Source organism: Novosphingobium sp. PASSN1, assembly GCF_002278815.1.
In genome coordinates this window covers 125,220-148,789 of the sequence record NZ_NKIS01000001.1, presented here as the reverse complement: position 1 = coordinate 148,789, position 23,570 = coordinate 125,220, and the positions used below count along the sequence as shown (strand labels likewise).

Genomic DNA, 23,570 nt, shown 5'->3' with positions numbered 1-23,570 from the left:
CCTCCCCATTTTTGCGGCATATGCACATATGGGGAGGTGCCCGCCAACGGCAGGTCAGGGGGCAGCTTCCCCACAGTCACGCCCTTCCAGAACGCCACGCGGCCCTTGATCGCCGCCGCCTTCTCCTTGGGCTCGGCGTAATACCACGCCGCATCCCGATTTTCCGCGCCGTCCACCACCAGTGAGTAATACTGCGCGGTGCCCTTCCACCCGCACACGGTGGTCGTCGCACTGGGCTTCAGCACGCCTGCGTCCACGGCTTCGAGCGGGAAATAGTGGTTGCCTTCCACCACCACCGTATCATCGCTGCGCGCGATCACCGCGCCGTTCCACTTTGCCTCGACCATGCCTGTTCTCCTTCAGGGATCACAGGTCAGGCGGGCGCGGTAAACTGTCAACGAGCCGAAGGTGTCAGGCCGCCTTTCGCGCCGTAACGTAGATCCAGTCGCCAGCGCCCAGCAGCGGGCCGATTGCGGCCAGCGGGGCAAACAGCCCGGCATAGGCCAGCCGCTTCGGCATCTTGAGCAGGGTCTGCATCTGGCCGAAGGTATAGGCCAGATCGATGGCGAAATGCCGCGTTGACGTTACCGCAAAGCCCGCCTGCTCCAGCATTGCCCCCAGCGTCTTGGCCGAGAACTGATAGAGGTGATACGGCGGCTCGGGGTGCGGCCAGTAGTCCAGCTTCTTCGCCAGCGGCAGCGAAGCCCTGGGAAACAGACCGTCGATATTCGGCGTCGAAAGCACGATGGCCCCGCCCGGCGCGAGCAGATCATGGGCCTTGCGCAAATCGCCCAGCGGATCAGGCACATGCTCGATCACATCGAACATCGTCAGCACATCCAGCGATCCGGCCTGCTGCGGCGCATCGTGGATCGTGCCCTCCGCCACCTCAAGCCCGTAGTGCGCGCGCGCAAAGGCCGCGCTGGACTCGTTCATCTCAAGCCCGCTCGCGGCAAACCCAGCCTGCTTGGCCCGCGCCGCGAACTGGCCGATCGAGCAGCCGACATCGAGCAGACGCCCGCTTTTAACGCCACGAAGTGTCTCGGCCAGATGGCGCACCGCAATCCGGTCCTGCGTCGCAAACGTCTCGCTCGCCGGATCGCACAGCGCAGCGTGATACGAAGCGCCCGCCGAATAGAGCACCTTCAGCTCCTCCGCGCTCGGCGGATTGGCGATATAGGCGAGGCCGCACCCGGTGCAGCGCACCAGATCAAAGCCCTTGGCCCGAAACAGATGGTCAGCGCCGGTGGCAGCGCAGGAATTGCAGCTCACGGAAACATCCTGAATAGCGATCAGGATGGGGATGTACCGAACAATGCTTAAGGAAGGCTCATCCGGCTGGCACCCGCGCCTCAATAGAGCAGAAACGGTGCGCGCGCCTCGATCCAGGCCGCCTCGTCCGGCACTGCCAGCGCGTCCAGATCGGCTGGCGTGCTGGCCGGATCATCCACCCATTGCCTGAGACCCGGGCCGCCGTTGATCACATCGATCGCCAGCTTGTCGGTGACGTACTCATACGGAAAATCCCGCCACAGCGGATAATCGGGGTAGAGCCGCCGGATCGCCTTGAACGCGAGGGCCTGCAGCCGCCATGGGCGAAACGCGTGGTGATCGTAGAACGCGCCCTCGGCGTGGACCATCAGCGCGTTGCACAGCTTGCCCGCGTGCTTGTGGAACGTCGGCTCGAACCAGCACTCCCGGATCGCGCAACCTGCCAACCACTCCGGCGCGAAGGCCTGCATCTCAGCCAGCACTGCCTTGGCGTCTATGTCCGGCGCGCCGAACAACACTTCCAGGGGCCGCGTGGTCCCGCGCCCCTCCGAAACCGTCGCGCCTTCGATCATCACCGTGCCGGCATAGGCGCGCGCCATGTTGAGGCTCGCGGCATTGGGCGAAGGGTTGATCCAGATGCGGCTCTGCGGCCAGCCGAATCCCGGCCCTTCCGGCTCCCAGCCTTCCATGGCGATCACGCGGTAGTGCACGTCGAGCTTGAAGTGATCGATGAACCAGTGGCCCATCTCGCCCAGCGTCATCCCGTGGCGCATCGGCATCGGACCCGCGCCGACGAAGCTTTCCCAGCCTGCCAGCAGCGTGGTGCCTTCCACCGGGCGGCCTGCCGGATTGGGCCGGTCGAGCACCCACACCGACTTGCCCGTCTCGCTGGCGGCTTCGAGCAGATAAAGCAGCGTCGTCACGAACGTGTAGATCCGGCAGCCCAGATCCTGCAGATCGAACAGGAACACATCGGCGCTGTCCATCATCCGCGCCGTCGGCCGCCGCACTTCGCCGTAGAGGCTGAACACCGGAATGCCGAGCGCCGGGTCGATGAAGTCCTCGGTCTCGACCATGTTGTCCTGCTTGTCGCCGCGCAGGCCGTGCTGCGGGCCGAAGGCGGCGCTCAGCGTGATGCCCGGGCAGGCCGCCAGCGCATCGAGCGAATGGACGAGCCCCTCCGTCACCGAAGCGGGATGAGCGACGAGGGCAACGCGCTTGCCCTCCAGCGGGGCGCGCAAGGCAGGCTCGGCCAGCAGGCGATCGATACCGAATTTCATGAGTGATCCGGTGCCGCAAGCCGCCCGGCGAAGCAAGCCGGATCGTGGAAATCAGGCTTTTCCGGCGGATGCGCGATGGCCCAATAGGACTTGTGCCTGCCCTCCTCCTCGATCACCGCGGTGAGGCCATAGTGCCAAGGCAGCGGCGGCAGCGCGCTTGCCGGGATCGCGGCATCGAAGATCAGCACGGACTGCCCCCGGCGCGGCGTACAGACCGGCGCGCGCTCCACAGGCCGCTCCGCCATCCCGGCGCGGTAGCCGGTGAAATCATAAGCCGCCCAACGTTCCGAGGGCGAAAGGTTGAATTCGGCATACCCCTCCCCGCCCGGCGCCTTCACGAACAGTTCGAAGCAAGTCGCCTGCCACAGCCCATCCATCCGCGCCCGGCCCGCAAACGGCGGCAGAACAAGCCCTGCCGCCCCGTCCACCTTCCAGCGCAGCGTGAGCCAGCCCGCATCGAGCGACAGTATGCGCGCCGCAACGCCGGTCACCACTTTGGCCGGATGCGCCCAATGCGCGGTCAGGTCGAACGTTTCCAAGCCCCGAACTTTCATGCTAGGCGCGCGGCCATCATGACCCAGAACAGCACCGCGTACACCTCGTCGCTCCTCCGCCTGCTCAGCGAGCGTGGCTATATCCACCAGGTCACCGATGCCCACGGCCTCGATGCGCTTGCGGCCAAGCAGATCGTGCCGGGCTATATCGGCTTCGACGCGACCGCGCCATCGCTCCATGTCGGCAGCCTTGTGCAGATCATGATGCTGCGCCGCCTCCAGCAGGCCGGGCACAAGCCGATCGTGCTGATGGGCGGCGGCACCACCAAGGTCGGCGATCCTTCGGGCAAGGACGAGAGCCGCCGGATGCTGACCGGCGATGACATCAAGGCCAACATCGCCTCGATCCGCACCGTGTTCGAAAAGCTGCTGACCTTCGGCGATGGCCCGACCGACGCGGTGATGGTCGATAACGACAATTGGCTGGGCAAGCTCGGCTATGTCGATCTGCTGCGCACCGTCGGCCCGCACTTCACGATCAACCGGATGATGACCTTCGATTCGGTCAAGCTGCGGCTCGAACGCGAACAGCCGCTGACGTTCCTCGAATTCAACTACATGATCCTGCAGGCCTACGATTTCCGCGAACTGGCGCTCACCGCCGGGTGCCGGTTGCAGATGGGCGGATCCGACCAGTGGGGCAACATCGTCAACGGGATCGAACTGACCCGGCGCATGGAGAGCACCGAAGTGTTCGGCCTGACCACCCCGCTGCTGACCACGGCGGACGGCGCGAAGATGGGCAAGACGGCGGCGGGCGCAGTCTGGCTCAACGACGATGCACTCCCCGCGTGGGACTTCTGGCAATACTGGCGCAACGTGGACGACCGCGATGTCGGCCGCTTCTTGCGCCTGTTCACCGATCTCCCGCTGGACGAAATCGCGCAGCTGGAAGCGCTGAGCGGGAGCGAGATCAATGCAGCCAAGGTCGTGCTGGCCAATGAAGTGACGCGGCTGGTGCGAGGAGCGGACGCGGCGGCGGCAGCGGAAGCGACTGCAGCGGCGACGTTCGCGGGCGGCGGCGTCGGGCAGGATCTGCCCTCGCTCGATTGCCCCGGCGGCAGCATCGCGCTGATCGATGCGCTGGTCGGGCTGAACTTCGCCGCCAGCCGGGGCGAGGCCAAGCGCCTTATTGCAGGCGGCGGCGCACGGGTCGAAGGGGAAGCGGTGACCGACGAGGCCCATGTCATCACGCTCGGCGCGGGCGAAGTGCGCGTGTCCTCGGGCAAGAAGAAGCACGGTGTGCTGCGCCCGGCCTGACGGCAAAAGCCAGCCGTTAACCGGCAACCGCTTGCCGGAATGCGGCAAAACGGTGCCGGTCCTTTACGAAATATCAGCCATTTCGGGCCAAACCTCCTCGTGCTTGACCATCACGAGGAGCCACAATGGCCAGCGGCGCACAGCTTTCCGTCACCGATCAGCGGCTTACCACCCGCCACCCGGTAGACCTGCCCCTGATCGGGGAACACCGCCGTCTGGGCGATGTGATGATGCACGTCATCAACATCTCGACCACCGGGTTCATGGTGAAGGGCGAAGTTGCCCTCCAGCGCGGTGAACGCATCACCATCCGCCTCCAGCACATCGGGCGGATCGAGGCCTTCCTCGTGTGGAGCGACGGCGCACGCGCCGGGTTCCAGTTCGAGCGCATCCTGCGCGGTGACGATTTCCTGATGATGATCAAGTCGTTGCAGCCCAATCCTCGCCTGCAACGCGCGCGCTGAATTCCGCCGACAACAGGCAGCCCGCCGCAAGGATCGATCTGCCGATTGGTTCTTGATATATTATATCATCACGCTAAAGCGCACCCGACGTTCCACTTCGGGTGCAAACAATGTCCATCTCCTCGATCCTTGCCGGCAGCGCACTGGGCGTTCTGGCGCTTGCTTCCACCTCCCCCGCCTTCGCCGCGCCGGACGATGCGGCCAGCGCACCTTCTGCCCAGACGGCAAGCAGCCCTGCCGCGCACAGCCACGGCGGCGAAGTGGATACCGCACAGCCCGATGACGCCGGTCACGCCCCGATTGTCGTCACCGGACGCCTGATCTCGGGCGACCGGGATGCAGTCGTCGCGCCTGTCGTCATCAGCGGTGACGAGCTTGCCCGCCATGCCGCCGCCCAGATCGGCACGCTGCTAGCCCACCTCCCCGGCGTTTCGACCTCCGGCTTTGCGCCCGGCGCCTCGCGCCCGGTGCTGCGCGGTTTCGATGGCCCGCGCGTCCAGATCCTGACCGATGGCATTGGTTCGCTCGACGCTTCCTCGGTCTCGGTCGACCACGGCGTGGCCATCGATTCGCTCAATGTCGAGCAGATCGACGTGCTGCATGGCCCGGCCGTGCTGCTCTATGCCGCAGACCCGGCGGGCGGCGCGGTCAACGCGCTCGAACGGCGCATTCCCAAGCGGATTCCCGATAAAGCAGTGAGCGCCGAAGCGGTGGCCGGCTTTGGCAGCGCCGCCGATGCGGTGAACCTTGCGGGCACGGTCGATGTCGCGCTTGCCCCGCGCCTCGCCGCGCACTTCGATGCGGCGTACAACCGCGCGGGCGATGTCCGGATCGGCGGGAATGTCCTGTCCGATGCCCTGCGCACCCGCACGCTGGCCGAAGCGGCGGATCTTGCGGCAGGCGGCGATCAGGCAGGCGCCGATCTGCTGACCACACAGGCCAATGCGCGCGGGCGGATTGCCAATTCCTGGGCGCGCGGCACCACGCTCGGCGCCGGGATCGCCTTTATCGACAGCGGCGGCACGCTGGGCATCGCGGTGCAACGCCTGACCAGCGATTATGGCATTCCGCTGCGCCCATCGATCGATCCCGAAGACGTGTCCATCGCGCTGCGCCAGACGCGCGTCGATCTGCATGGCAGTGTCAATCTCGGCGGCTTTCTGGACCGGCTCGATTTCCGGGCAGCGTTCGGCGACTATACCCATGCCGAAGTGGTCGGCGGCCAGGCCGCGGCGCGCTTTTACAACAAGGGCATCGAATCGCGGCTGGTGCTCACGCAAGCCAAGCGCGGCGGCTGGCGCGGCGAAAGCGGCATACAGTACGGCAACCGCAATTTCAGCATTGTTGGCGAGCCGCTCGTTCCCAATTCGGTGAGCCAGCGCTTCGCTGTGTTCACGCGCCAGCAGCTCAGCGTCGGCACCTTCGATCTGGAAGGCAGCGGGCGATACGAGCATGTCGGCATCGTGCCCAAGCAGGGCCTCAACCGCAGCTTCGATCTGGTGGCGGGCGGCGCTGGGCTTGCCTGGCACCCACTGGAAAGTGTCACGCTCAGCCTTTCGGCAACACACGGCGAACGCGCGCCAAGCCCGGAGGAGCTTTATATCAACGGCGTGCACGAGGCGACGCAATCGTTCGAGCAAGGCAATTCAGCATTCGAGATCGAACGCAGCAACACGCTGGAAGCGGGCCTGCGCTATCACAGCGACCGCTTTGCCGGCGCGTTGACGGTCTATGCCACCAACTTCAACAACTTCATTGCGCCCGTGCCGACCGGAACCATGATCGAAGGCGTGCCCGCGTTTCAGTTCATTCAGGGCGATGCCAGGTTCCGCGGCATCGAGGCCGAAGGCGCATGGAAAGCGCTGCGCTGGGATGATGGCAGTGCGCTCTCGCTCGAAGGCGCGGTCGATTATGTCCATGCCACGATCACCAATGTCGGCGCAGCACCGCGCATCCCCGCCTTGCGCGTGCGCGGCGGGCTGAACTTCGAGGCCGAGCGCTTCGGGGCGAACATCGAAACCGTCTACAACGCGCGGCAGGACCGCGTGGCCACCAACGAGAACCCGGTCGATGCCTTCACCTTGCTCAATGCCAGCGTGACCTGGCGGCCGGGCGGCAAGGCTGGCCCTGCGGCGCTGATCCTGTCCGGCGACAACCTGCTCGATGCCAATGGCCGCCTCTCCACCTCCGAAACGCGCGACTTCGTGCCGATTGCGGGGCGCAACGTGCGGATCACCCTTTCGCTGAAGATTTAAACCGCGCCCCAAGTTTTGCTTGCTTGGCAAGCGCGCGCCGCGCTGCCATTCGGGCGGGGTGAACACACCCGCTGACGAACCGCGCTCGCCGCTGGATATTCCGGACTACCGCCGTTTCTGGGTGGCCCGGTTCCTTTCGGTGTTCGCAACAACCGGAATGGTCGTGGTGCTGGGCTACCAGCTCTACGATGTCGCACGCAGCCAATATGGCATGAGCATCGGGACAGCCGCATTCCAGCTCGGCCTGCTGGGCCTCGCGCAGTTCCTGCCGGTGCTGCTGCTCACGCCGCTCGCGGGTCTGATCGCGGACCGGTACGACCGGCGGATCGTGGCGGGCCTGGCCGTGGCCATCGATATGGTGGTGGCGCTGGTGCTGGCGGCGGCGACGATGGCCGGGCACCTCAACTTGCCGCTGCTGTTCGCGCTTGGCGCGCTGCACGGCACGGCGCGGGTGTTCATCGGCCCGGCGATGGCCTCGATCGCGCCCAATGTCGTGCCGGTGCGGCTGATGCCCCGCGCGGTGGCGATCAATTCGATGGCGTGGCAGACCGGCTCGGTCGGCGGCCCCGCGATTGCCGGATTGCTCTTCGCGCGATCCCCGGCGCTGCCTTATGGCATCTCGGCGGTGCTGCTCGCGCTTGCCACGATCTCGGTCTTCCGCATTCGCCCCCTGCCCCCTCCCGATGAAAACAAGCGCGCGCATCCGCTGTCGCAGCTGGTCGGCGGGCTGAGCTTCGTGTGGAACGACAGGTTTCTGTTCGGCTGCGTCACGCTCGATCTGTTTGCCGTGCTGCTGGGCGGCGCGACCGCACTGCTGCCGGTCTATGCGCGCGATATCCTGATGGTGAACGGGCATCCGGTCGGCGCAAACGGGCTGGGTATCATGCGCGCGGCCCCCGGTGCGGGCGCGGTGCTCGTGGCGCTGCTCTTGGCACGCAAACCCATCGAAAGCGGCGTGGGCGCGAAGATGCTGATCGCGGTGGCCGTGTTCGGCGCGGCGACCATCGGCTTCGGCCTCAGCCGCGATTATCTGCTGTCGCTGTTCATGCTCGCGGCGCTGGGCGGGGCGGACATGGTCTCGGTGTTCATCCGCAACACCTTGGTCCAGCTCCACACGCCCGACGGAGTGCGCGGCCGGGTGTCCGCCATCTCGGGCCTTGCCATCTCGGCCTCGAACGAACTGGGCGAAATGCAATCCGGCGTGGCCGCCGCGCTGCTGGGCGCGACCGGAGCGGTTGTATTCGGCGGCGTGGGTGCGATAATCGTGACCGCGCTGTGGGCCGTGTGGTTCCCCGAACTCAGGCTCGTGCGCACGTTTGCAGACAAGGCACTTCACCAGAAGGAACAGGCATGAAAGCGGCCAACATCCTCGCCACCATCGGCAATACCCCGCACATTCGCCTCTCCCGCCTGTTTTCCGGCTACGAGGTATGGGTAAAGAGCGAACGCACCAATCCCGGCGGCTCGATCAAGGACCGCATCGCGCTGGCCATGATCGAAGCGGCCGAGGCTGACGGCAGCCTCAAGCCCGGCGGCACGATTGTCGAGCCGACGTCTGGCAACACCGGCATCGGCCTTGCGATGGTGGCGGCGGTCAAGGGCTACAAGATTGTCCTCGTCATGCCCGAATCGATGTCGATCGAGCGGCGGCGGCTGATGCTTGCGTATGGCGCGAGCTTTGACCTGACTCCGCGCGAGAAGGGCATGAAGGGCGCGATTGCCCGCGCGCTGGAGATCGTGGAGGAAACGCCAGGCGCATGGATGCCCGCGCAGTTCGACAACCCGGCCAACGTGGCCGTCCACGTGCGGACCACGGCGGCGGAAATTCTGACGGACTTTGCCGACAGCCCCATCGACGCGCTGATCACCGGCGTCGGCACGGGCGGTCACCTCACCGGCTGCGCTGAAATGCTCAAGGGCCACTGGCCCGCGATGAAGGCCTGGGCGGTGGAGCCGACGCTTTCACCGGTCATTTCGGGCGGCCAGCCTGCGCCGCATCCCATTCAGGGCATCGGCGCGGGGTTCATTCCGGGCAACCTCCATACCCAGGCCATCGACGGCGCGATTCAGGTCGATCCGGCAGACGCCAAGGAATGGGCGCGCCGCGCCGCGCGCGAGGAGGGGATGCTGGTGGGCATCAGTTCGGGCGCGACGCTGGCGGCCATTGCGCAGAAGCTGCCCGACCTTGCACCCGGCAGCCGCGTGCTGGGCTTCAACTACGATACCGGCGAGCGCTATCTCTCGGTGCCGGACTTCCTGCCGGAGTAAGCGCAGATGGCGCTGGAACAAATCGCCTATCTGGACGGCGATACCGCGTTGACGGGGTGGATTGCCCGCCCTGTCGGCGCGGCGCGCGGCGCGGTTCTCGTGCTGCCGACGATCATGAACGCCAATCCGCCGATGGAGCGGCGCGCGGCGATGCTGGCGGATGCGGGCTTCATCGCGATGATCGCCGATTTCTATGGCGATCCGGTGCGCGATTTCGAGCATTCGATGCAGCTTGCGGGCGCGCTGCGGGCTTCGGTGGACGTCTACCGCAGCCGCTTGCGCGCGGCGCTTGAGGCGCTGACCGGGCAGCCGGACGCGCAAGGCCTGCAAGCAGCGGCCATCGGCTATTGCATGGGCGGACAGGCCGCGCTCGAACTGGCGCGGGACGGTGCGGATATCGTGCTCGCCGCCAGCTTCCACGGCATCCTCGATACCGCCCAGCCCGCAGCGCCGGGTGCCGTGAAGGCACGCATTCTGGTCTGCCACGGCGATGCCGACCCGCTCGTGCCCCGCACGCAAGTCACCGCGTTCTGGGAGGAAATGGACGCGGCGGGCGCGAACTGGCACTTCCACGCCTACAGCGGGGTGAAGCACGGCTTCACCGATCCCGGCAGCGACGCGCGCGGGCTTCCCGCCATCGTCTATGACGCGAGCGCCGACCGCCAGAGCTGGGCGGCGCTGACGGGGCTGTTCGCCGAAGTCTTCTAGACGACGCCCCAATCGCGCAGCGCCGCGACATTGCGTTCGGCCAGCGTGAGGAGCAGCCGGTCGCCATGTTCGCTGGGCGGCATGGCGAGAACTGCGCCAACCGTGAAGTAAAGCGCGAGCGGGAGCGAACCGGCAAATTCAGCCCGCGCCTGATCGAGCGTGTAGGCTGGGTCCACGGGGGTGATAGCGGCGTGATTTCGCGCCACAAGCACCTCATCGATCTCGCGCCGGTCCTCCACCGCCAGCGAACCGGCAAGGAAATAGGCCAGATCGAACATCGGGCTGCCCCGGTCGGCAAATTGCCAGTCGATCAGCCAGGCCTTGGGTCCGCTTGCCGTGTCCTCGAACAGCACGTTGTCCACGCGCGGCTCGCCGTGCACCAGCGTGCGTCCGTGCGGGATCGCGGCGAAATGGCGCGGCAGATCGGCCACGACGGTGTCGATGGCGTCCAGCAGAGCGGAATCGGCCCGCCCGGTGAAGCGTTCGCGAAACGCCGCTGCCGCCCGCGTGTTGGTGGCCAATGCCGCCTCGGCACTGGCAGCCCGGTTGTAGAGCCAGTCGGCGCTGTCCAGCCGGGCATCACCCCAGAACGCGGCATGAAGGCTGGCGAGCTGCGCGGCCACGGCCTCTGCCTCTTGCGCGGTGCATCCCGCAATCTGGTCCCCGGCGCGCGTGCACTCTGAAAGGTCTTCGAGCACGAGATTGATCGTGCGCCCATCCGGCCCGACCTTGCGCCAATAGCAGCGCGGCGTGGCGAGCGGCGGCTGGTCTCCCAGAAAGCCGTAGACCTCGCATTCCCGGCGATAGACATCGTGCGCGGCGGCAATCTCCACCGCCTGTCCGATGCCGGACGTCAGCTTCGCCACCACCGAACGCACGGCATCGGCGGCATTGGCGTTATAGGTAATCTCGGTGCGCACCGTGGCCGAAAGGTTGCCGTGGCCGATGGGCTTCGTGTTCAGCAGGCTGACGCGCGGCGCAGCGATCCCGGCGTGTTGCAGCACCGCCTGCACCCACTGCGGGGTGATCTGGTCCGGGCTGGCCAGCAGCGCGGGCGGCGGCAAGTCATCGGGCACCGCAGTATCACCCTCACGGCCCCAGCGGCCCGGCGTGTAGGCCGAATTCCAGCAATCGGTGAACTTGCCGTCCACCGCCTTGAACACCTCGATCCCGCACAGCTCGACCCGCTCGCCCTTCCGCGTGTGCATGTTCCACACCGAGGTGACGTAAGTGTCGTCGGCGAGCAGCACCTCATGCGTGAAGTAGGGTTCCATCTTCTCGCTTTGCTGGCGCACGCGGGCGATCTGGTCGTCTACCGAAAGCGCGGTGACACTGCCGGGATCGTGGCGAATGATGGGATCGGCGCAGATCTCGCGGATCAGATCGGCGCGCCGGTTGTTCCAGACTTCGTCCCAATAGAGCTCGATCAACTCGCGCGGGCTGCGGTGGGCCACGATTCGCTCTCCCGATCATTTTTTAACTGATCGGTTAAACCACTCCGCCGCGCTGCGCGCAACTGTTGCCGGCTCAGGCCTTGCCGCTTCAGGCGGCGAATTGCTCCGCCGACAGGCCCATCACCGTCTCTGGCCCCGCTTCCACTTCATAGCGCAGCGCGCCGGCCTGCGGAGCGAAGCGCAGCGCCCAGTGCCGGGCGCAAAGCAGCTTAGCCTCGTAGAACGCCCGGTCCACATTCATACCCGCGCCCTCCTTGCCCAGCGCCGCCGCCGAAACCTTGGCCATGCGCAGCCACATCAGGCCAAGGGAAACGACGCCCGTCAGCGTCATGTAGGCATAGGCGCCCGCGCCGATGGCATTGCGGTCAGTCATGCCATGCTGGAGGAACCACATTGTCGCGGCCTTGAGGTGGCCGGTAGCCTTGCCGAGCCGCTCTGCGACCAGCTTGACCGTCTCGTCCCCACTCTCCTCGGCGCATTCGGCATCGATCACCGCGAACAGGCGCTGGATCGCCCTGCCCCCGTTCAGCGCGAGCTTGCGGCCGACGAGGTCCATCGCCTGCACGCCGTTCGCGCCTTCATAGATCATCGCGATGCGGGCATCGCGCACGAACTGGTCCATGCCGTTTTCGGCGATATAGCCGTGCCCGCCCCAGACCTGCTGCATGTCGGTCGCAGTCTTGTAGCCCATGTCGGTGCCGTAGCCCTTGATCACGGGGGTGAGCAGGCTGATGAGTTCGTCCGCCGCCTGCCGCTCTTCCTCGGTTTCGGCCTTGTGCGAAAGATCGACCTGCAGCGCCCCCCACAAGCACAGCGCGCGCATGCCGCCGATGAACATCTTGGCGTCCATCAGCATGCGCCGCACATCCGGGTGGACGAGCAACGGATCGGCCTTCTGCTCAGGCTCTGCAGGCCCGGTCAGCGCGCGGCCCTGGCGGCGTTCCTGCGCATAGAGCAGCGCGTTCTGGTACGAAGCTTCGGCCTGCGCGAGACCCTGGATGCCCACGCCGAGACGCGCGGCGTTCATCATGATGAACATCGCGGCGAGGCCCTTGTTCTCCTCGCCCACGATCCAGCCCTTTGCGCCGTCGTAGTTCATCACGCACGTCGCGTTGCCGTGGATGCCCATCTTGTGCTCGATCGAACCGACCGAGACGGTGTTGCGCGCGCCCAGCGATCCGTCCGCGTTCACAAGGAACTTGGGCACGATGAACAGCGAAATGCCCTTCGACGATTCGGGTGCGCCCGGCGTCTTGGCCAGCACCAGATGCACGATGTTCTCGCTGAGATCGTGATCACCTGCCGAGATGAAGATCTTGGTGCCGGTGATGCTGTAGGAACCATCCGCCTGCGGCTCGGCGCGGGTGCGGATGAGGCCGAGATCAGTGCCGCAGTGCGGCTCGGTCAGGTTCATCGTGCCGAGCCATTCGCCGCTGACCATCTTGGGCAGATACATCGCCTGCTGCTGCGGCGAACCCTTCGACGCAATCGCCGAGATCGCGCCGTTGGCAAGGCCCGGATACATCGCAAAGGCCTGGTTGGCGCTGGCGAGGTACTCCTCCATCACGAAACCCATGACATGCGGCAGGCCCTGCCCGCCCAGTGCCTCGGGCGCGGCCAGCGTGCCCCAGCCCGCCTCGACATAGCGGGCATAGGCTTCCTTGAAGCCGTTGGGCGTCGTAACGCTGCCATCGGGATGCCGGGTGCAGCCCTCGCGGTCGCCCGACAGGTTGAGCGGCGCGACGACCTCGTTCACGAAGCGCCCGGCTTCCTCGATCACGCTATCGGTCAGATCGCGCGTGGCCGATGCAAAGCCCGGCAGGCGGCCGTAGCTTTCAAGATCAAGCACTTCGTTGACGACGAAACGGGTGTCGCGGGTCGGCGCCTGGAAAACGGGCATGAACGGTCCTCTCGGGTGTTATTCTGATGTGGCGTCCGGATTGACGGGGCGGCCTTCGAGCTTCTCGCGCTCTACCAGCAGCGCGACGAAGCTCGTCAGTTCGGCAATCGTTGCGTTGATATCGGCCTGCTGCTGCTTGAGATTGTCGATCCTCTCGCGGCACTTGTCGATCGTGACGCGGCGCTGCTTGGCGCGTCCGTCGCCCAGATCGTAAAGGTCGATCATGTCGCGGATTTCGGAAAGGCTGAAACCCACGTTCTTGGCACGCATGATCCACGCCAGCCGCGCCCGGTCGCGCTTGGAATAGATGCGCGCAAGGCCCGCGCGCGTGGGCGCGATCAGCCCCTCATCCTCATAAAAGCGCAGCGCCCGCGCGGTGACGCCGAACTCGCTTGAAAGATCGGAGATGGTGAACTGCTCACGCGACAGGGCATCGGGCTGGTGCAAGTGACCAGTATGATCACCGGTGCCGTGATGGCGCGGGCGCCGGACTGGCGGCATCGGTGCGGCTTGCGGACTCGTAGTGATCGGACGCGACGACATGGCCCGGAGACCTAACTACCCTTTACGTAAGCGTCAATCTCCGATCCGTTCCAGCCGCCCCTCGCCGTCCAGCCGCCGGTAGAAGCACGAAGGCGCCATGGTGTGGCACGCCGGGCCAGCGGCCTCCACGCGCAGTTCCAGCGCATCCTGATCGCAATCGACGCGAATCTCGCTGACCTTGAGCACGTGGCCCGATGTCTCGCCCTTCATCCACAGCCGCCCGCGCGATCGCGAATGGAAGTGCGCGAAGCCCGTCTCGCGCGTGCGGGCAATCGCTTCGGCATCCATATGCGCGACCATCAGCAAGCGGCCAGTGGCCTGATCAACGACGATGGCCGTGACAAGGCCGGCAGAATCGAAGCGCGGCATGAACACATCGCCCTGCTCGCGCAGTTCGATATCCGGTGTTTGCGTGGAAATGGGACAAGCCTTTCGCTGAGAACCCCGTCGGGTGTCATTTTGTTGCAGGATAACCACATGCCCTTTCCAAAATCCATGGGCGACGCACAACAGGCTTTAACCTTGGCCCGCAATCGCAGAAGTAAGGCTTGCGGCTTGAGGGAGCCGTGATGCGGATTGGCCGAATGGCCGGGCGCAAGCAGAATGGTCAAAGTTCAGGGTTTTTGGAAACAATGGGGCCCGATGGCGGCGCAGCTTTCCGGTTTCGGACGGGTAGCGCAGCCAGAGGAACAACGCTCAGGGATTTCGGCAGCAGTTGCCGTCCGTCATAAGCCAGCTCAAGCTGGAGGCCGCTAGGGGGCGGACCGTGGCAGGATGGAACGGTTGTCGATCAGGTATCGTCACGGGAACGCCCGGAGTTAACGCTCCGGGCGTTTCGTGTTTAAGCAAGCCTGACGTTTCCATGCTCCGGCGATCATGCCGCTAGGGGTGGCTCACCCTGCCCGGCGTGATCGAGCGATTCATTCAAAACCCGGGCAAAACAAGCAATGCGCACTTCGCCAGCCCCTGCCTTGCGCAAGGCGGCAAGGCAGGCATCGGTCGTCGCCCCGCTGGTCATCACGTCATCGATCAGCAGCACTTTGGCGCCCTTGAGCCGCGCCGCGCGGCCCGGATGCGGCGTGATCGCCCCGCGCAGCGCTTCAGCCCGCGCCCGCTTGCCCAGACCGCCGAGCGAAGGCGTGCGCCTCTGCCGCACCAACCCATCGACGACAAGCGGCTGCTGGATCGTGCGCGCAATCCGCGCCGCCAGCAGCGCAGACTGGTTGAACCCGCGCTCCCACAATCGCCAGCGGTGCAGCGGCACCGGCACCACCAGCCATTCGCCCTGAAGCTCCGGCAGGCTCCGCACCATCAGCCGCGAGAGCAAGTCCGCCAGCGCGATCCGCTTGCCGCGCTTGAACGCCAGCACGAGTTCGCGCGAGGCATCGTTATAGAGCGTGGCCGCCGCGATCCCGGCGTGGCGCGGCGGCTCCGCCATGCAGGGCGCGCATTGCACGTCGCCAGAGCGCACCACGCTATCGGCCAGCGGGCGCTGGCAGGTGCTGCACGCAGGCTCCCCCGGCACGGCGAGCTGCGTCCAGCACGCGGCGCACAGGCCGCCCTGCTGCGCCAGCGCATCGCCGCACAGCGGACAGCGCGGCGGGAACACAAGATCGACCAGCGGGGCGAGGAACGCGGGCTTTGCCATGCGGCGAAGTCTCTGCCCCCTGCTGCGGATTCGCAAGAGGGACTTGGCAAGCGCCGCGCCGCGCGGCAGGGGCATGGGCGATGGCCAGCCCCCCTCCTCCCACGATCTTCGCGCCCACCCGCCGCCGCGCGATGCGCACGCGCATGCGCAGGCTGGAACGCCGCGCCGATGCACCGCGCTTCATCGCCGATGACATTGCCGAAGACGTGCTCGACCGCCTCGCCTTCCTGCGCCACGCACCGAAGCGGGCGCTGGTGGTGGGCGATACTGCGGGGCAATTGTCCGAGGCGCTGGCCGCGCAAGGGTGCACGGTGATCCAGGCCGATCCCGCGCCGGTAGCGGGCGAAGCGGCCATCGCCGAGGAACAGCCCTTCCACGAAGGGGACTTCGATCTCGTCGCCCAGCTTGGCTCGCTCGCCACGGTCAATGACCTGCCCGGTGCGATGCTCCACATCCGCCGCGCCCTGGCCCCCGGCGGCCTTGCGGTGATGAGCCTGTGCGGCGCAGGCAGCGTGCCCACGCTGCGCCAGATCATGACGGAAACCGATGGCGACCGCCCCGCCGCCCGCATCCACCCGCAAGTCGATGTGCGGGCCGGCGGCGACCTCCTGCAACGCTGCGGATTCGCCGAACCGATGAGCGACAGCCGCACGCTGGACGTGCGCTACGCCAGCCTGCACCGCCTCGTCGCAGACTTGCGCGCCCAAGGCCTCGGCAATTGCCTCGCCCGGCCGGGGCCATTGCTGGGCAAGGCTGGCCTGGCCCGCGCGGAAGCGGCATTCGCGGCGATGGCGGACGGCGATGGGCGCGTGACCGAACGGTTCGCGATTCTGACGATGAGCGGATGGAACAAGGCGCTGCGGCCGCCGAAGTTCTGAACGGCCAGGATGCCTCCGGCGGGCAAGGGTGATAACCCTTGCCCGCCGGAGGCACTATAACCTTACCCCAAAGCTGCCTGCGCCGCCGCCAAACGGGCAATCGGCACGCGGTACGGGCTGGCCGAGACGTAATCGAGGCCGACTTTCTCGCAGAACGCAATCGAGGCGGGATCGCCGCCGTGTTCGCCGCAGATGCCCAGCTTGATGTCGGGGCGCGTCTCGCGGCCCCGCACCGCAGCCATTTCAACGAGTTGGCCGACGCCTTCGATATCGAGGCTGACAAAGGGATCGCGCGGGTAGATGCCTTGTTCGACATAGGGCCCAAGGAAGCGGGCGGCATCGTCGCGAGAAACGCCCAGAGTTGTCTGCGTCAAGTCGTTGGTACCGAAGGAGAAGAACTTCGCTTCTTCGGCGATTTCACCGGCCATGAGCGCGGCGCGGGGCAGTTCGATCATCGTGCCGACGAGGTATTCAAGGGTACGGCCCCTTTCGGCGAACACGGCTTCGGCCGCACGGTCCACCAGCGCGCGCAGGATGAGGAGCTCGCGGCGCGTGGCGACGAGCGGGATCATCACTTCGGGGACCGGCGCTTCGCCCGACTTTTCCGCGACATCGCAGGCCGCTTCGAAGATCGCGCGGGCCTGCATCTCGTAGATTTCGGGGAACGTGATGCCGAGACGGCAGCCGCGATGGCCGAGCATGGGGTTGAATTCATGCAGTTCGCCCGCGCGGCGCTTCAAGTGATCGACGCCAAGGCCTGTCGCTTCGGAGAGTTCGGCGAATTCCGCGTCGCCATGCGGCAGGAATTCGTGGAGCGGCGGATCGAGCAGACGGATGGTGACGGGGAGCCCGGCCATCACTTCGAAGATCGCGGTAAAATCGGCGCGCTGTTCGGGCAGCAGGCTATCGAGTGCGCGGCGGCGTGTGGCTTCGTCTTCGGCCAGAATCATCTGGCGAACCAACGAGATACGACCGGCATCGAAGAACATGTGTTCAGTGCGGCAGAGGCCAACCCCTTCCGCGCCGAACTGGCGCGCAACCTGGCAATCGAGCGGTGTTTCAGCATTGGCGCGCACTTTCATGCGGCGGTGCTTGTCAGCCCACTCCATGAGGACGGCGAAATCGCCGACGAGTTCGGGTTCGACCATCGGCACGGCGCCCGCCATGACATCGCCGTTCGAGCCATCGAGCGTGATGACCTCACCTTCCTTCACTTCGCGCGCGCCCATGCGCGCGGTGCGGGTGGCCATGTCGATCGAAAGGCCCGACGCGCCCGAGACGCAAGGGCGGCCCATGCCGCGCGCCACCACCGCGGCGTGGCTGGTCATGCCGCCGCGCGCGGTGAGCACGCCCTTGGCGGCGTGCATGCCGTGAATGTCTTCGGGGCTGGTTTCGACACGGACGAGGATGACGTCATCGCCCATCTGCGCGCGGTGTTCGGCGCTGTCGGCATCGAACACGACAATGCCGGTGGCCGCGCCCGGCGAGGCGGGCAGCCCGCGCGTGAGCACATCGCGCGTGGCGCTGGGATCGAGCGTGGGGTGGAGCAGCTGGTCGAGCGCCATCGGGTCGACGCGCTTCACCGCCGTCGCCTCATCGATCAGGCCTTCGCGGGCCATATCGACCGCCATCTTGAGCGCAGCCTTGGCCGTGCGCTTGCCCGAGCGGGTCTGCAGCATCCACAAATGCCCGCGCTCGACGGTGAATTCGATGTCCTGCATGTCCTTGTAGTGGGCTTCGAGCAGGTCGAACACGCGCGCCAGTTCGCCGTAAGCCTCGGGCATCGCCTCTTCCATCGAAAGCGGCTTGGCCCCGGCGCGTTCGCGTGCGGCCTTGGTGAGATACTGCGGGGTGCGGATGCCGGCGACGACGTCTTCTCCTTGGGCGTTGACCAGCCATTCGCCGTAGTAGGCGCGCTCGCCGGTGGCGGGATCGCGGGTGAAGGCAACGCCGGTGGCCGAGGTTTCGCCCATGTTGCCGAAGACCATCGCCTGCACGTTGACCGCAGTGCCCCAATCATGCGGGATCGCATTGAGGCGGCGATAGACCTTGGCGCGGTCCGATTCCCACGAATCGAACACCGCGCCGATCGCACCCCAGAGCTGTTCGTGCACATCCTGCGGGAACGGGCGGCCGAGTTCTTCGGCGACGATGGCCTTGTACTGGCCGACGAGCGCCTGCCAATGCTCTGCGCTCATTTCAACATCGGCGAAAAAGCCGTTGTCTTCCTTGATGATTTCCAGCGCATCCTCGAACCGGTGGTGATCGAGGCCGAGCACCACGTCCGAATACATCTGGATGAAACGGCGGTAGCTGTCCCACGCGAAGCGCGCGTCACCCGAACCAGCGGCGAGGCCTTCGACGGTCAAGTCGTTGAGGCCGAGGTTGAGCACGGTATCCATCATGCCCGGCATCGAGACGCGCGCGCCCGAGCGGACCGAGACGAGCAGCGGATTGGCCGGATCGCCGAACACGCGGCCCGTGGCCTTCTCGATATGCGCCACACCACCCGCAACGCCGCCGCGAAGCGCGTCGTCGAAGGTCTTGCCCGCGGCGTTATAGGCCGTGCAGACTTCCGTGCTGATGGTGAAGCCCGGGGGCACCGGCAGGCCGATGCCCGCCATTTCGGCAAGGTTCGCGCCCTTGCCGCCTGTGATGGTCTTGTCGCGCGAGCGGGGATCGCTGTTCGTGGCGCCGCCACCGAAATGGAATACGTATGCGCTCATGCCGCCAACAGGCTCCCTGCTTGTATGATTCTTGCCCGGCAGGCCCGGATTCGGGCTGCCTTTAGCCCTCTATCCGGGAAAAGTCCGCAACTTTGTGCACTGCAGCACGAAAGCGGTCAAGCAGGCCAAGCCGCCCTGCCCGTTTGGCCGGGTCTGCATCGTTGACCGTGACGCCCTCGAAGAAGGCATCGATGGGCGAGCGCAGTGTGGCGAGCGCGGCCATGGCGGCGGTGAAATCTTCTGCCGCAACAGCGGCTTCTGCCTGCGGTTCGGCTGCATCGAGCGCAGCGGTGAGCGCAGCTTCGGCAGGTTCGGGCACATATTCGCCTGCCAGCGGGGTGTAGTCCTCTTTCTTGAGGATATTGGCCGCGCGCTTGTAGCCCGCAAGGAGGTTCGTGCCGTCTTCGGTGGTGACGAATGCCTGGAGTGCATGAACCCGGGCGAGCAGGCGGACGAGATCGTCCTCGTCCCCCAGCGCGAAGACCGCATCGATCAGATCGTGGCGCACGCCCGCTTCGCGTTGCTGGACCTTGAGGCGGTCGGCAAAGAAGGCCAGCAATGCTGCAGGGGTCTTGTCCACCACAGCCGGGGCCGAACGCAGGAATTCCAGCGCCAGTTCGGAATAGGCTTCGAGCTTGATCTCGAAATCGCCCAGTTCCGCGGTGAAGTCCGCAATGCGGGCGGCAAATTCATCCGAAGGCAGCGCGGGATGCGGCTGCACTTTGCCGATCTTCTCGATGTAGATCGCGAAGTTGACATCGCCCGCCACGGCGCGGGCGAGGACTGAGGCAAACACGCTGGCGATGGCGCTGCGGAACACTGCCGTGAGGTTACAGCGCACTTGCGCTGTGAGCAGGATCTGGATCACGCCCAGCGCGGCGCGGCGCAGCGCGAAGGGATCCTTCGAGCCGGTCGGCCGCTCGTCGATGGCGAAGAAGCCTGCCAGCGTATCGAGCTTGTCCGCCAGCGCAACCGCGACGGTGACTGGTGCGGTGGGCACCTCATCACCCTGCCCAGCCGGCTTGTAGTGATCGCGGATCGCATCGGCGACCGCATCCGGCAGACCTTCGGCACGGGCGTAGTAACCGCCCATAAGGCCTTGAAGTTCGGGAAATTCGCCGACCATTTCGGTGACGAGATCGGCCTTGCACAGCTGTGCGGCGAGGCGCGCCTGCGCCGGATCGCAGCCGGGCACCACGCCTTCGTTCGCGAGCCATTCGGCCAGCTTGGCCACGCGGTCCACCTTGTCGGCAAGGGTGCCGAGCTTTTCGTGGAAGGTGATGCGGCCAAGCTTTTCGGCATGGACGGAGAGCGCCGTCTTGCGGTCCTGCTCCCAGAAGAAGCGCGCATCCGAAAGCCGCGCGGCGAGAACTTTGCGGTTGCCCGCGACGATCATCGCGCCGCCATCGTGCGCCGCGATATTGGCGGTGCAGACGAAGGCGTTGGCGAGCTTTCCGGCGCCATCCCGGCAGATGAAATACTTCTGGTTGACGCGCGCGGTGAGCTGAATGACTTCGGGCGGCACGTCGAGGAAGGCCTCGTCGAAGCGGCCAAGCAGCGGCACCGGCCATTCGGTGAGGCCTGCGTTTTCGATGACAAGGCCTTCGTCTTCCACCAGCACGAGACCGGCGTCGGCAGCGGCCTTCTTGGCACCGCCGCGCACGATGCCTTCACGCTCGGCATGATCGACAATCACATGGGCGTCGCGCAGCTTGGCGACATAGTCTTCCACGCCGTCGATCACGATCTCGCCGCTGTGGTGGAAGCGGTGGCCCATCGTGGCGCGGCCGGAGCGAATGCCGCCGATCTCGCAATCGATCACTTCGCCGCCGAGCAGCGCGATGATGCCCGAAAGCGGGCGCACCCAGCGCAGGCTATCCGGCTGGAGGCTGGGCGCACCCCAGCGCTGCGATTTGGGCCAGGGGAAGGCGCGGATGATCGCGGGGATCGCCTCGGCTAGGACGTCAGTTGTATTGCGGCCTGGCTTTACGATCTTAGCAAACAAGACGACTAAGCCTTTGGCATCAAACACTTCATCCAGTTGATCCCGTGACAAGCCTGTCGAACGAAGAAATCCATCAATCGCTTGTTGAGGTGCGTCGGCGCGCGGACCTTTTCGTTCTTCCGTCTGAGCCATGCTTTGAAGGGGCAGGCCGCACGCAAAAAGTGCCAGTCGGCGCGGAGTCGAGAAAACAGTGACCGTGGCTGAATCAATTCGGAAGCCGCTCGCGGCCATTTGCTCGAGAAACAGACGCTTGAGATCGGCGCGCGCGCCGGCCTGCATCCGCGCAGGGATTTCTTCCGAGCGCAGTTCGAGGAGGAAATCTGCCGTCTTCATGCCGTCCACCCCGGGAACTTCGCTTCCCATTCGGCGCGGTACTTGTCCATGTAGCCCTCGCAAGAGCCGCGCGCGAGATCGCGCACCCGGCCCATGTAGCTGGCGCGTTCCTGCACCGAGATCACGCCGCGCGCCTGAAGCAGGTTGAACAAGTGGCTCGCCTCGATCGCCTGTTCATAGGCAGCGATGGGCACTTTGGCCTCGAGCGCCTTGCGGCATTCGGCCTCGGCGCGGCGGAAGCCTTCGAACAGGGTGTCGGTATCCGCCACCTCGAAGTTCCACGTCGACATCTGGCGTTCGTTTTCGAGGAACACGTCGCCATAGCTGACGCCGTGATCGTTGAAGCGCAGGTCGTAGACGTTGTCGACGCCCTGGATATACATCGCGAGGCGTTCGAGGCCGTAGGTCAGCTCGCCCGCGACAGGCTTGCAATCAAAGCCGCCCATCTGCTGGAAATAGGTGAACTGGGTGACTTCCATCCCGTCGCACCACACTTCCCAGCCCAGCCCCCACGCGCCGAGCGTCGGCGATTCCCAGTCGTCTTCCACGAAGCGGATATCGTGGAGAAGCGGATCGATGCCGATCGCGGCAAGGCTGCCGAGATAGAGCGCCTGAAGATCGGGCGGGCTCGGCTTCATGATCACCTGATACTGGTAATAGTGCTGCAGCCGGTTCGGATTCTCGCCGTAGCGGCCGTCCGTCGGGCGGCGGCTCGGCTGGACATAGGCGGCATTCCACGGCTGCGGGCCAAGCGAGCGCAGCGTCGTGGCGGGGTGGAACGTGCCCGCGCCCATGCGCATGTCATAGGGCTGGAGGATGAGGCAGCCCTTAGCGCCCCAATAGGCGTGGAGCGCGAGGATCATGTCCTGCACGCTGAGCGGAGCGGCGGCGGTGTTCGTGGTGTCTGCCATGGCCCGCGCGCTTTGGCCGATTGGCTGCGGCAAATCAACCGGCCCTCAATCAACCCGCGCTGTCCAGACGGGAAAGGCCGCGCGGGAACGGAGGTTCTTGCCTCGCCTGCGTGGTTGGTCCATCCCGGCGCGGCCATGAAGAACCCTCCCTCCCCCTTCCCGCGCCTTGCGCAAATGCTGGCGGCCTGCCTGCTGATTGCGCTGGCGGCCTGCGGCGCGGCCAAAGCGCCGCCCGCGGAGCCCGCCAAGGTTGCGCTCTGGGCGATTTCGGACAGCACCGGAGTGCATGGCTGGCTGCTCGGCACGGTCCATTCGCTCCCGCGCGGCACATCGTGGCGGCGGCCGGTGATCGACGGCGCGCTGGCCGGGGCGGACCGGCTGGTGCTCGAAATCGGGGAGCCGCTCAATCAGCAAGTTGCAGGCGAGGCGCTGGGGCGGCTGGCGTTCACGCCCGATCTGCCGCCGCCGAGCACGCGCGTCGGGCCGAAGTTCCGCGCCGATCTCGCCAAAGTCTACAAAGACCTCGCGTTGGCCGATGCGCAGTTCAAGGATCAGGAAAGCTGGGCTGTCGCGCTGCAGATCGCCGCGATCGGGGGGCTCAAGCAAGGCATGGAGCCCGATAGCGGGGTCGAGCCGGAGCTGCGCCGGATGATCGGCACCAAGCCGGTGGCGGGGCTGGAAACCATCGACAGCCAGTTCGGCATATTCGATACGCTGCCGCCCCGCGCGCAGACGGTGCTGCTCGAACAAGTGGCCCACGAGGCGGCGGACAACCGCGACGACGACAAGGACATGCTCACGCTGTGGCTGCGAGGCGACGAACTGGGCATAGCGCGCGAGGCGCAGACCGGCTTTCTGGCCGATCCGGCCTTGCGGGCGGCGCTGCTGACCCGGCGCAATCTGGACTGGGCCAACCAGATCGACACGATGCTGAAAGCGGGCGCAAAGCCCTTCATCGCGGTGGGCGCGGCGCATGTGGCCGGGATCGACGGCCTGCCGCGCCTGCTCGAAGCGCGCGGGTGGACGGTGAAGCGGGTGTACTGACCGGAACCCGATCACGGCGGATTGCCCGCGAACCCTTGCTTTTTCCGCCGCACCCGCTAAGGGCCGC

Annotated in this window: 19 protein-coding genes and 1 pseudogene; 8 read left to right on the top strand and 12 right to left on the bottom strand. The window is 66.1% G+C overall.

The window, feature by feature from the left end:
* Positions 1-71: 71 nt before the first annotated feature.
* The 4 genes and pseudogenes from CFE35_RS00640 to CFE35_RS00625 all read right to left on the bottom strand — a co-directional run.
* Positions 72-347, bottom strand: a pseudogene (locus CFE35_RS00640) (DUF427 domain-containing protein); the annotation flags it as partial.
* A 64-nt stretch (positions 348-411) separates the two neighbouring features.
* Positions 412-1,272 (bottom strand): class I SAM-dependent methyltransferase, encoded by an 861-nt coding sequence (locus CFE35_RS00635; protein WP_292926892.1) that lies wholly within the window; start codon positions 1,270-1,272, stop codon positions 412-414.
* Between the two features lie 80 nt (positions 1,273-1,352).
* A complete protein-coding gene (locus CFE35_RS00630) occupies positions 1,353-2,552 on the bottom strand; it encodes a DUF1343 domain-containing protein (RefSeq protein WP_292926890.1) in 1,200 nt (399 codons plus the stop codon).
* Positions 2,549-3,091, bottom strand: a complete 543-nt coding sequence (locus tag CFE35_RS00625) for a DOMON-like domain-containing protein (protein ID WP_292926888.1) — start codon at positions 3,089-3,091, stop codon at positions 2,549-2,551. Before CFE35_RS00625 ends, CFE35_RS00630 begins: the two co-directional genes overlap by 4 nt.
* Before the next feature lie 33 nt (positions 3,092-3,124).
* Here CFE35_RS00625 and tyrS point away from each other — a divergent pair, with 33 nt between their 5' ends.
* The 6 genes from tyrS (at position 3,125) to CFE35_RS00595 (ending at position 10,061) form a co-directional block, all read left to right on the top strand.
* A complete protein-coding gene (tyrS, locus tag CFE35_RS00620) occupies positions 3,125-4,366 on the top strand; it encodes a tyrosine--tRNA ligase (protein ID WP_292926886.1) in 1,242 nt (413 codons plus the stop codon).
* Positions 4,367-4,491: 125 nt separating this feature from the next.
* The gene (locus CFE35_RS00615) at positions 4,492-4,830 is read left to right on the top strand and encodes a PilZ domain-containing protein (protein WP_292926884.1); all 339 of its coding nucleotides are present in this window, start codon (positions 4,492-4,494) and stop codon (positions 4,828-4,830) included.
* Between the two features lie 110 nt (positions 4,831-4,940).
* Positions 4,941-7,085 (top strand): TonB-dependent receptor, encoded by a 2,145-nt coding sequence (locus tag CFE35_RS00610; RefSeq protein ID WP_292926882.1) that lies wholly within the window; start codon positions 4,941-4,943, stop codon positions 7,083-7,085.
* 58 nt (positions 7,086-7,143) lie between these two features.
* Positions 7,144-8,439, top strand: coding sequence for an MFS transporter (locus tag CFE35_RS00605; RefSeq protein ID WP_292926880.1), 1,296 nt, complete (start codon positions 7,144-7,146; stop codon positions 8,437-8,439).
* A complete protein-coding gene (cysK, locus tag CFE35_RS00600; protein WP_292926878.1) occupies positions 8,436-9,353 on the top strand; it encodes a cysteine synthase A in 918 nt (305 codons plus the stop codon). The genes CFE35_RS00605 and cysK overlap by 4 nt, the downstream gene beginning before the upstream one ends.
* A gap of 6 nt (positions 9,354-9,359) precedes the next feature.
* Positions 9,360-10,061, top strand: a complete 702-nt coding sequence (locus CFE35_RS00595) for a dienelactone hydrolase family protein (RefSeq protein WP_292926876.1) — start codon at positions 9,360-9,362, stop codon at positions 10,059-10,061.
* On the opposite strand, the gene CFE35_RS00590 is transcribed toward CFE35_RS00595, so the two are convergent.
* The 5 genes from CFE35_RS00590 to CFE35_RS00570 form a co-directional block, all read right to left on the bottom strand.
* Positions 10,058-11,515 carry a phosphotransferase gene (locus CFE35_RS00590; protein ID WP_292926874.1) on the bottom strand — a complete coding sequence of 486 codons (1,458 nt, stop codon included), beginning with the start codon at positions 11,513-11,515 and terminating at the stop codon, positions 10,058-10,060. The two genes, CFE35_RS00595 and CFE35_RS00590, sit on opposite strands and share 4 nt — an antisense overlap.
* Before the next feature lie 88 nt (positions 11,516-11,603).
* Complete coding sequence (locus CFE35_RS00585; protein WP_292926872.1) at positions 11,604-13,415, bottom strand: acyl-CoA dehydrogenase C-terminal domain-containing protein; 1,812 nt, start codon at positions 13,413-13,415, stop codon at positions 11,604-11,606.
* A gap of 18 nt (positions 13,416-13,433) precedes the next feature.
* Complete coding sequence (locus CFE35_RS00580; protein WP_292927744.1) at positions 13,434-13,916, bottom strand: MerR family DNA-binding transcriptional regulator; 483 nt, start codon at positions 13,914-13,916, stop codon at positions 13,434-13,436.
* 75 nt (positions 13,917-13,991) lie between these two features.
* A complete protein-coding gene (gene hisI, locus CFE35_RS00575) occupies positions 13,992-14,327 on the bottom strand; it encodes a phosphoribosyl-AMP cyclohydrolase (RefSeq protein ID WP_292926870.1) in 336 nt (111 codons plus the stop codon).
* A gap of 505 nt (positions 14,328-14,832) precedes the next feature.
* The gene (locus tag CFE35_RS00570) at positions 14,833-15,606 is read right to left on the bottom strand and encodes a ComF family protein (protein WP_292926868.1); all 774 of its coding nucleotides are present in this window, start codon (positions 15,604-15,606) and stop codon (positions 14,833-14,835) included.
* Between the two features lie 80 nt (positions 15,607-15,686).
* Between CFE35_RS00570 and CFE35_RS00565 the strand changes: the two genes are divergently transcribed.
* Positions 15,687-16,484, top strand: coding sequence for a methyltransferase domain-containing protein (locus CFE35_RS00565; RefSeq protein ID WP_292926866.1), 798 nt, complete (start codon positions 15,687-15,689; stop codon positions 16,482-16,484).
* A gap of 62 nt (positions 16,485-16,546) precedes the next feature.
* Here the strand turns inward: CFE35_RS00565 and ppdK are convergent, their stop codons facing one another.
* The 3 genes from ppdK to CFE35_RS00550 form a co-directional block, all read right to left on the bottom strand.
* The gene (gene ppdK / locus CFE35_RS00560) at positions 16,547-19,210 is read right to left on the bottom strand and encodes a pyruvate, phosphate dikinase (protein ID WP_292926864.1); all 2,664 of its coding nucleotides are present in this window, start codon (positions 19,208-19,210) and stop codon (positions 16,547-16,549) included.
* Positions 19,211-19,271: 61 nt separating this feature from the next.
* Entirely contained in the window at positions 19,272-21,548 is a 2,277-nt protein-coding gene (gene glyS, locus CFE35_RS00555; protein ID WP_292926862.1) for a glycine--tRNA ligase subunit beta, read from the bottom strand.
* Positions 21,545-22,459: a glycine--tRNA ligase subunit alpha gene (locus CFE35_RS00550; RefSeq protein ID WP_292926860.1), complete on the bottom strand. Its 915-nt coding sequence runs from the start codon at positions 22,457-22,459 to the stop codon at positions 21,545-21,547. The genes glyS and CFE35_RS00550 overlap by 4 nt, the downstream gene beginning before the upstream one ends.
* Positions 22,460-22,594: 135 nt before the next feature.
* On the opposite strand from CFE35_RS00550, the gene CFE35_RS00545 reads away from it, so the two are divergent.
* Positions 22,595-23,503, top strand: a complete 909-nt coding sequence (locus CFE35_RS00545) for a TraB/GumN family protein (protein WP_292926857.1) — start codon at positions 22,595-22,597, stop codon at positions 23,501-23,503.
* The last annotated feature ends 67 nt before the right edge of the window (positions 23,504-23,570 follow it).

What these genes read in the sequence shown, in the direction of transcription:
- CFE35_RS00630 (WP_292926890.1), bottom strand. Translation starts at nt 2,552, where the DNA reads ATGAAATTCGGTATCGATCGCCTGCTGGCCGAGCCTGCCTTGCGCGCC.
- tyrS (WP_292926886.1), top strand. Translation starts at nt 3,125, where the DNA reads ATGACCCAGAACAGCACCGCGTACACCTCGTCGCTCCTCCGCCTGCTC.
- CFE35_RS00615 (WP_292926884.1), top strand. Translation starts at nt 4,492, where the DNA reads ATGGCCAGCGGCGCACAGCTTTCCGTCACCGATCAGCGGCTTACCACC.
- CFE35_RS00610 (WP_292926882.1), top strand. Translation starts at nt 4,941, where the DNA reads ATGTCCATCTCCTCGATCCTTGCCGGCAGCGCACTGGGCGTTCTGGCG.
- cysK (WP_292926878.1), top strand. Translation starts at nt 8,436, where the DNA reads ATGAAAGCGGCCAACATCCTCGCCACCATCGGCAATACCCCGCACATT.
- CFE35_RS00595 (WP_292926876.1), top strand. Translation starts at nt 9,360, where the DNA reads ATGGCGCTGGAACAAATCGCCTATCTGGACGGCGATACCGCGTTGACG.
- CFE35_RS00585 (WP_292926872.1), bottom strand. Translation starts at nt 13,415, where the DNA reads ATGCCCGTTTTCCAGGCGCCGACCCGCGACACCCGTTTCGTCGTCAAC.
- CFE35_RS00580 (WP_292927744.1), bottom strand. Translation starts at nt 13,916, where the DNA reads ATGCCGCCAGTCCGGCGCCCGCGCCATCACGGCACCGGTGATCATACT.
- hisI (WP_292926870.1), bottom strand. Translation starts at nt 14,327, where the DNA reads ATGCCGCGCTTCGATTCTGCCGGCCTTGTCACGGCCATCGTCGTTGAT.
- CFE35_RS00570 (WP_292926868.1), bottom strand. Translation starts at nt 15,606, where the DNA reads ATGGCAAAGCCCGCGTTCCTCGCCCCGCTGGTCGATCTTGTGTTCCCG.
- CFE35_RS00565 (WP_292926866.1), top strand. Translation starts at nt 15,687, where the DNA reads ATGGCCAGCCCCCCTCCTCCCACGATCTTCGCGCCCACCCGCCGCCGC.
- ppdK (WP_292926864.1), bottom strand. Translation starts at nt 19,210, where the DNA reads ATGAGCGCATACGTATTCCATTTCGGTGGCGGCGCCACGAACAGCGAT.
- glyS (WP_292926862.1), bottom strand. Translation starts at nt 21,548, where the DNA reads ATGAAGACGGCAGATTTCCTCCTCGAACTGCGCTCGGAAGAAATCCCT.
- CFE35_RS00550 (WP_292926860.1), bottom strand. Translation starts at nt 22,459, where the DNA reads ATGGCAGACACCACGAACACCGCCGCCGCTCCGCTCAGCGTGCAGGAC.
- CFE35_RS00545 (WP_292926857.1), top strand. Translation starts at nt 22,595, where the DNA reads ATGAAGAACCCTCCCTCCCCCTTCCCGCGCCTTGCGCAAATGCTGGCG.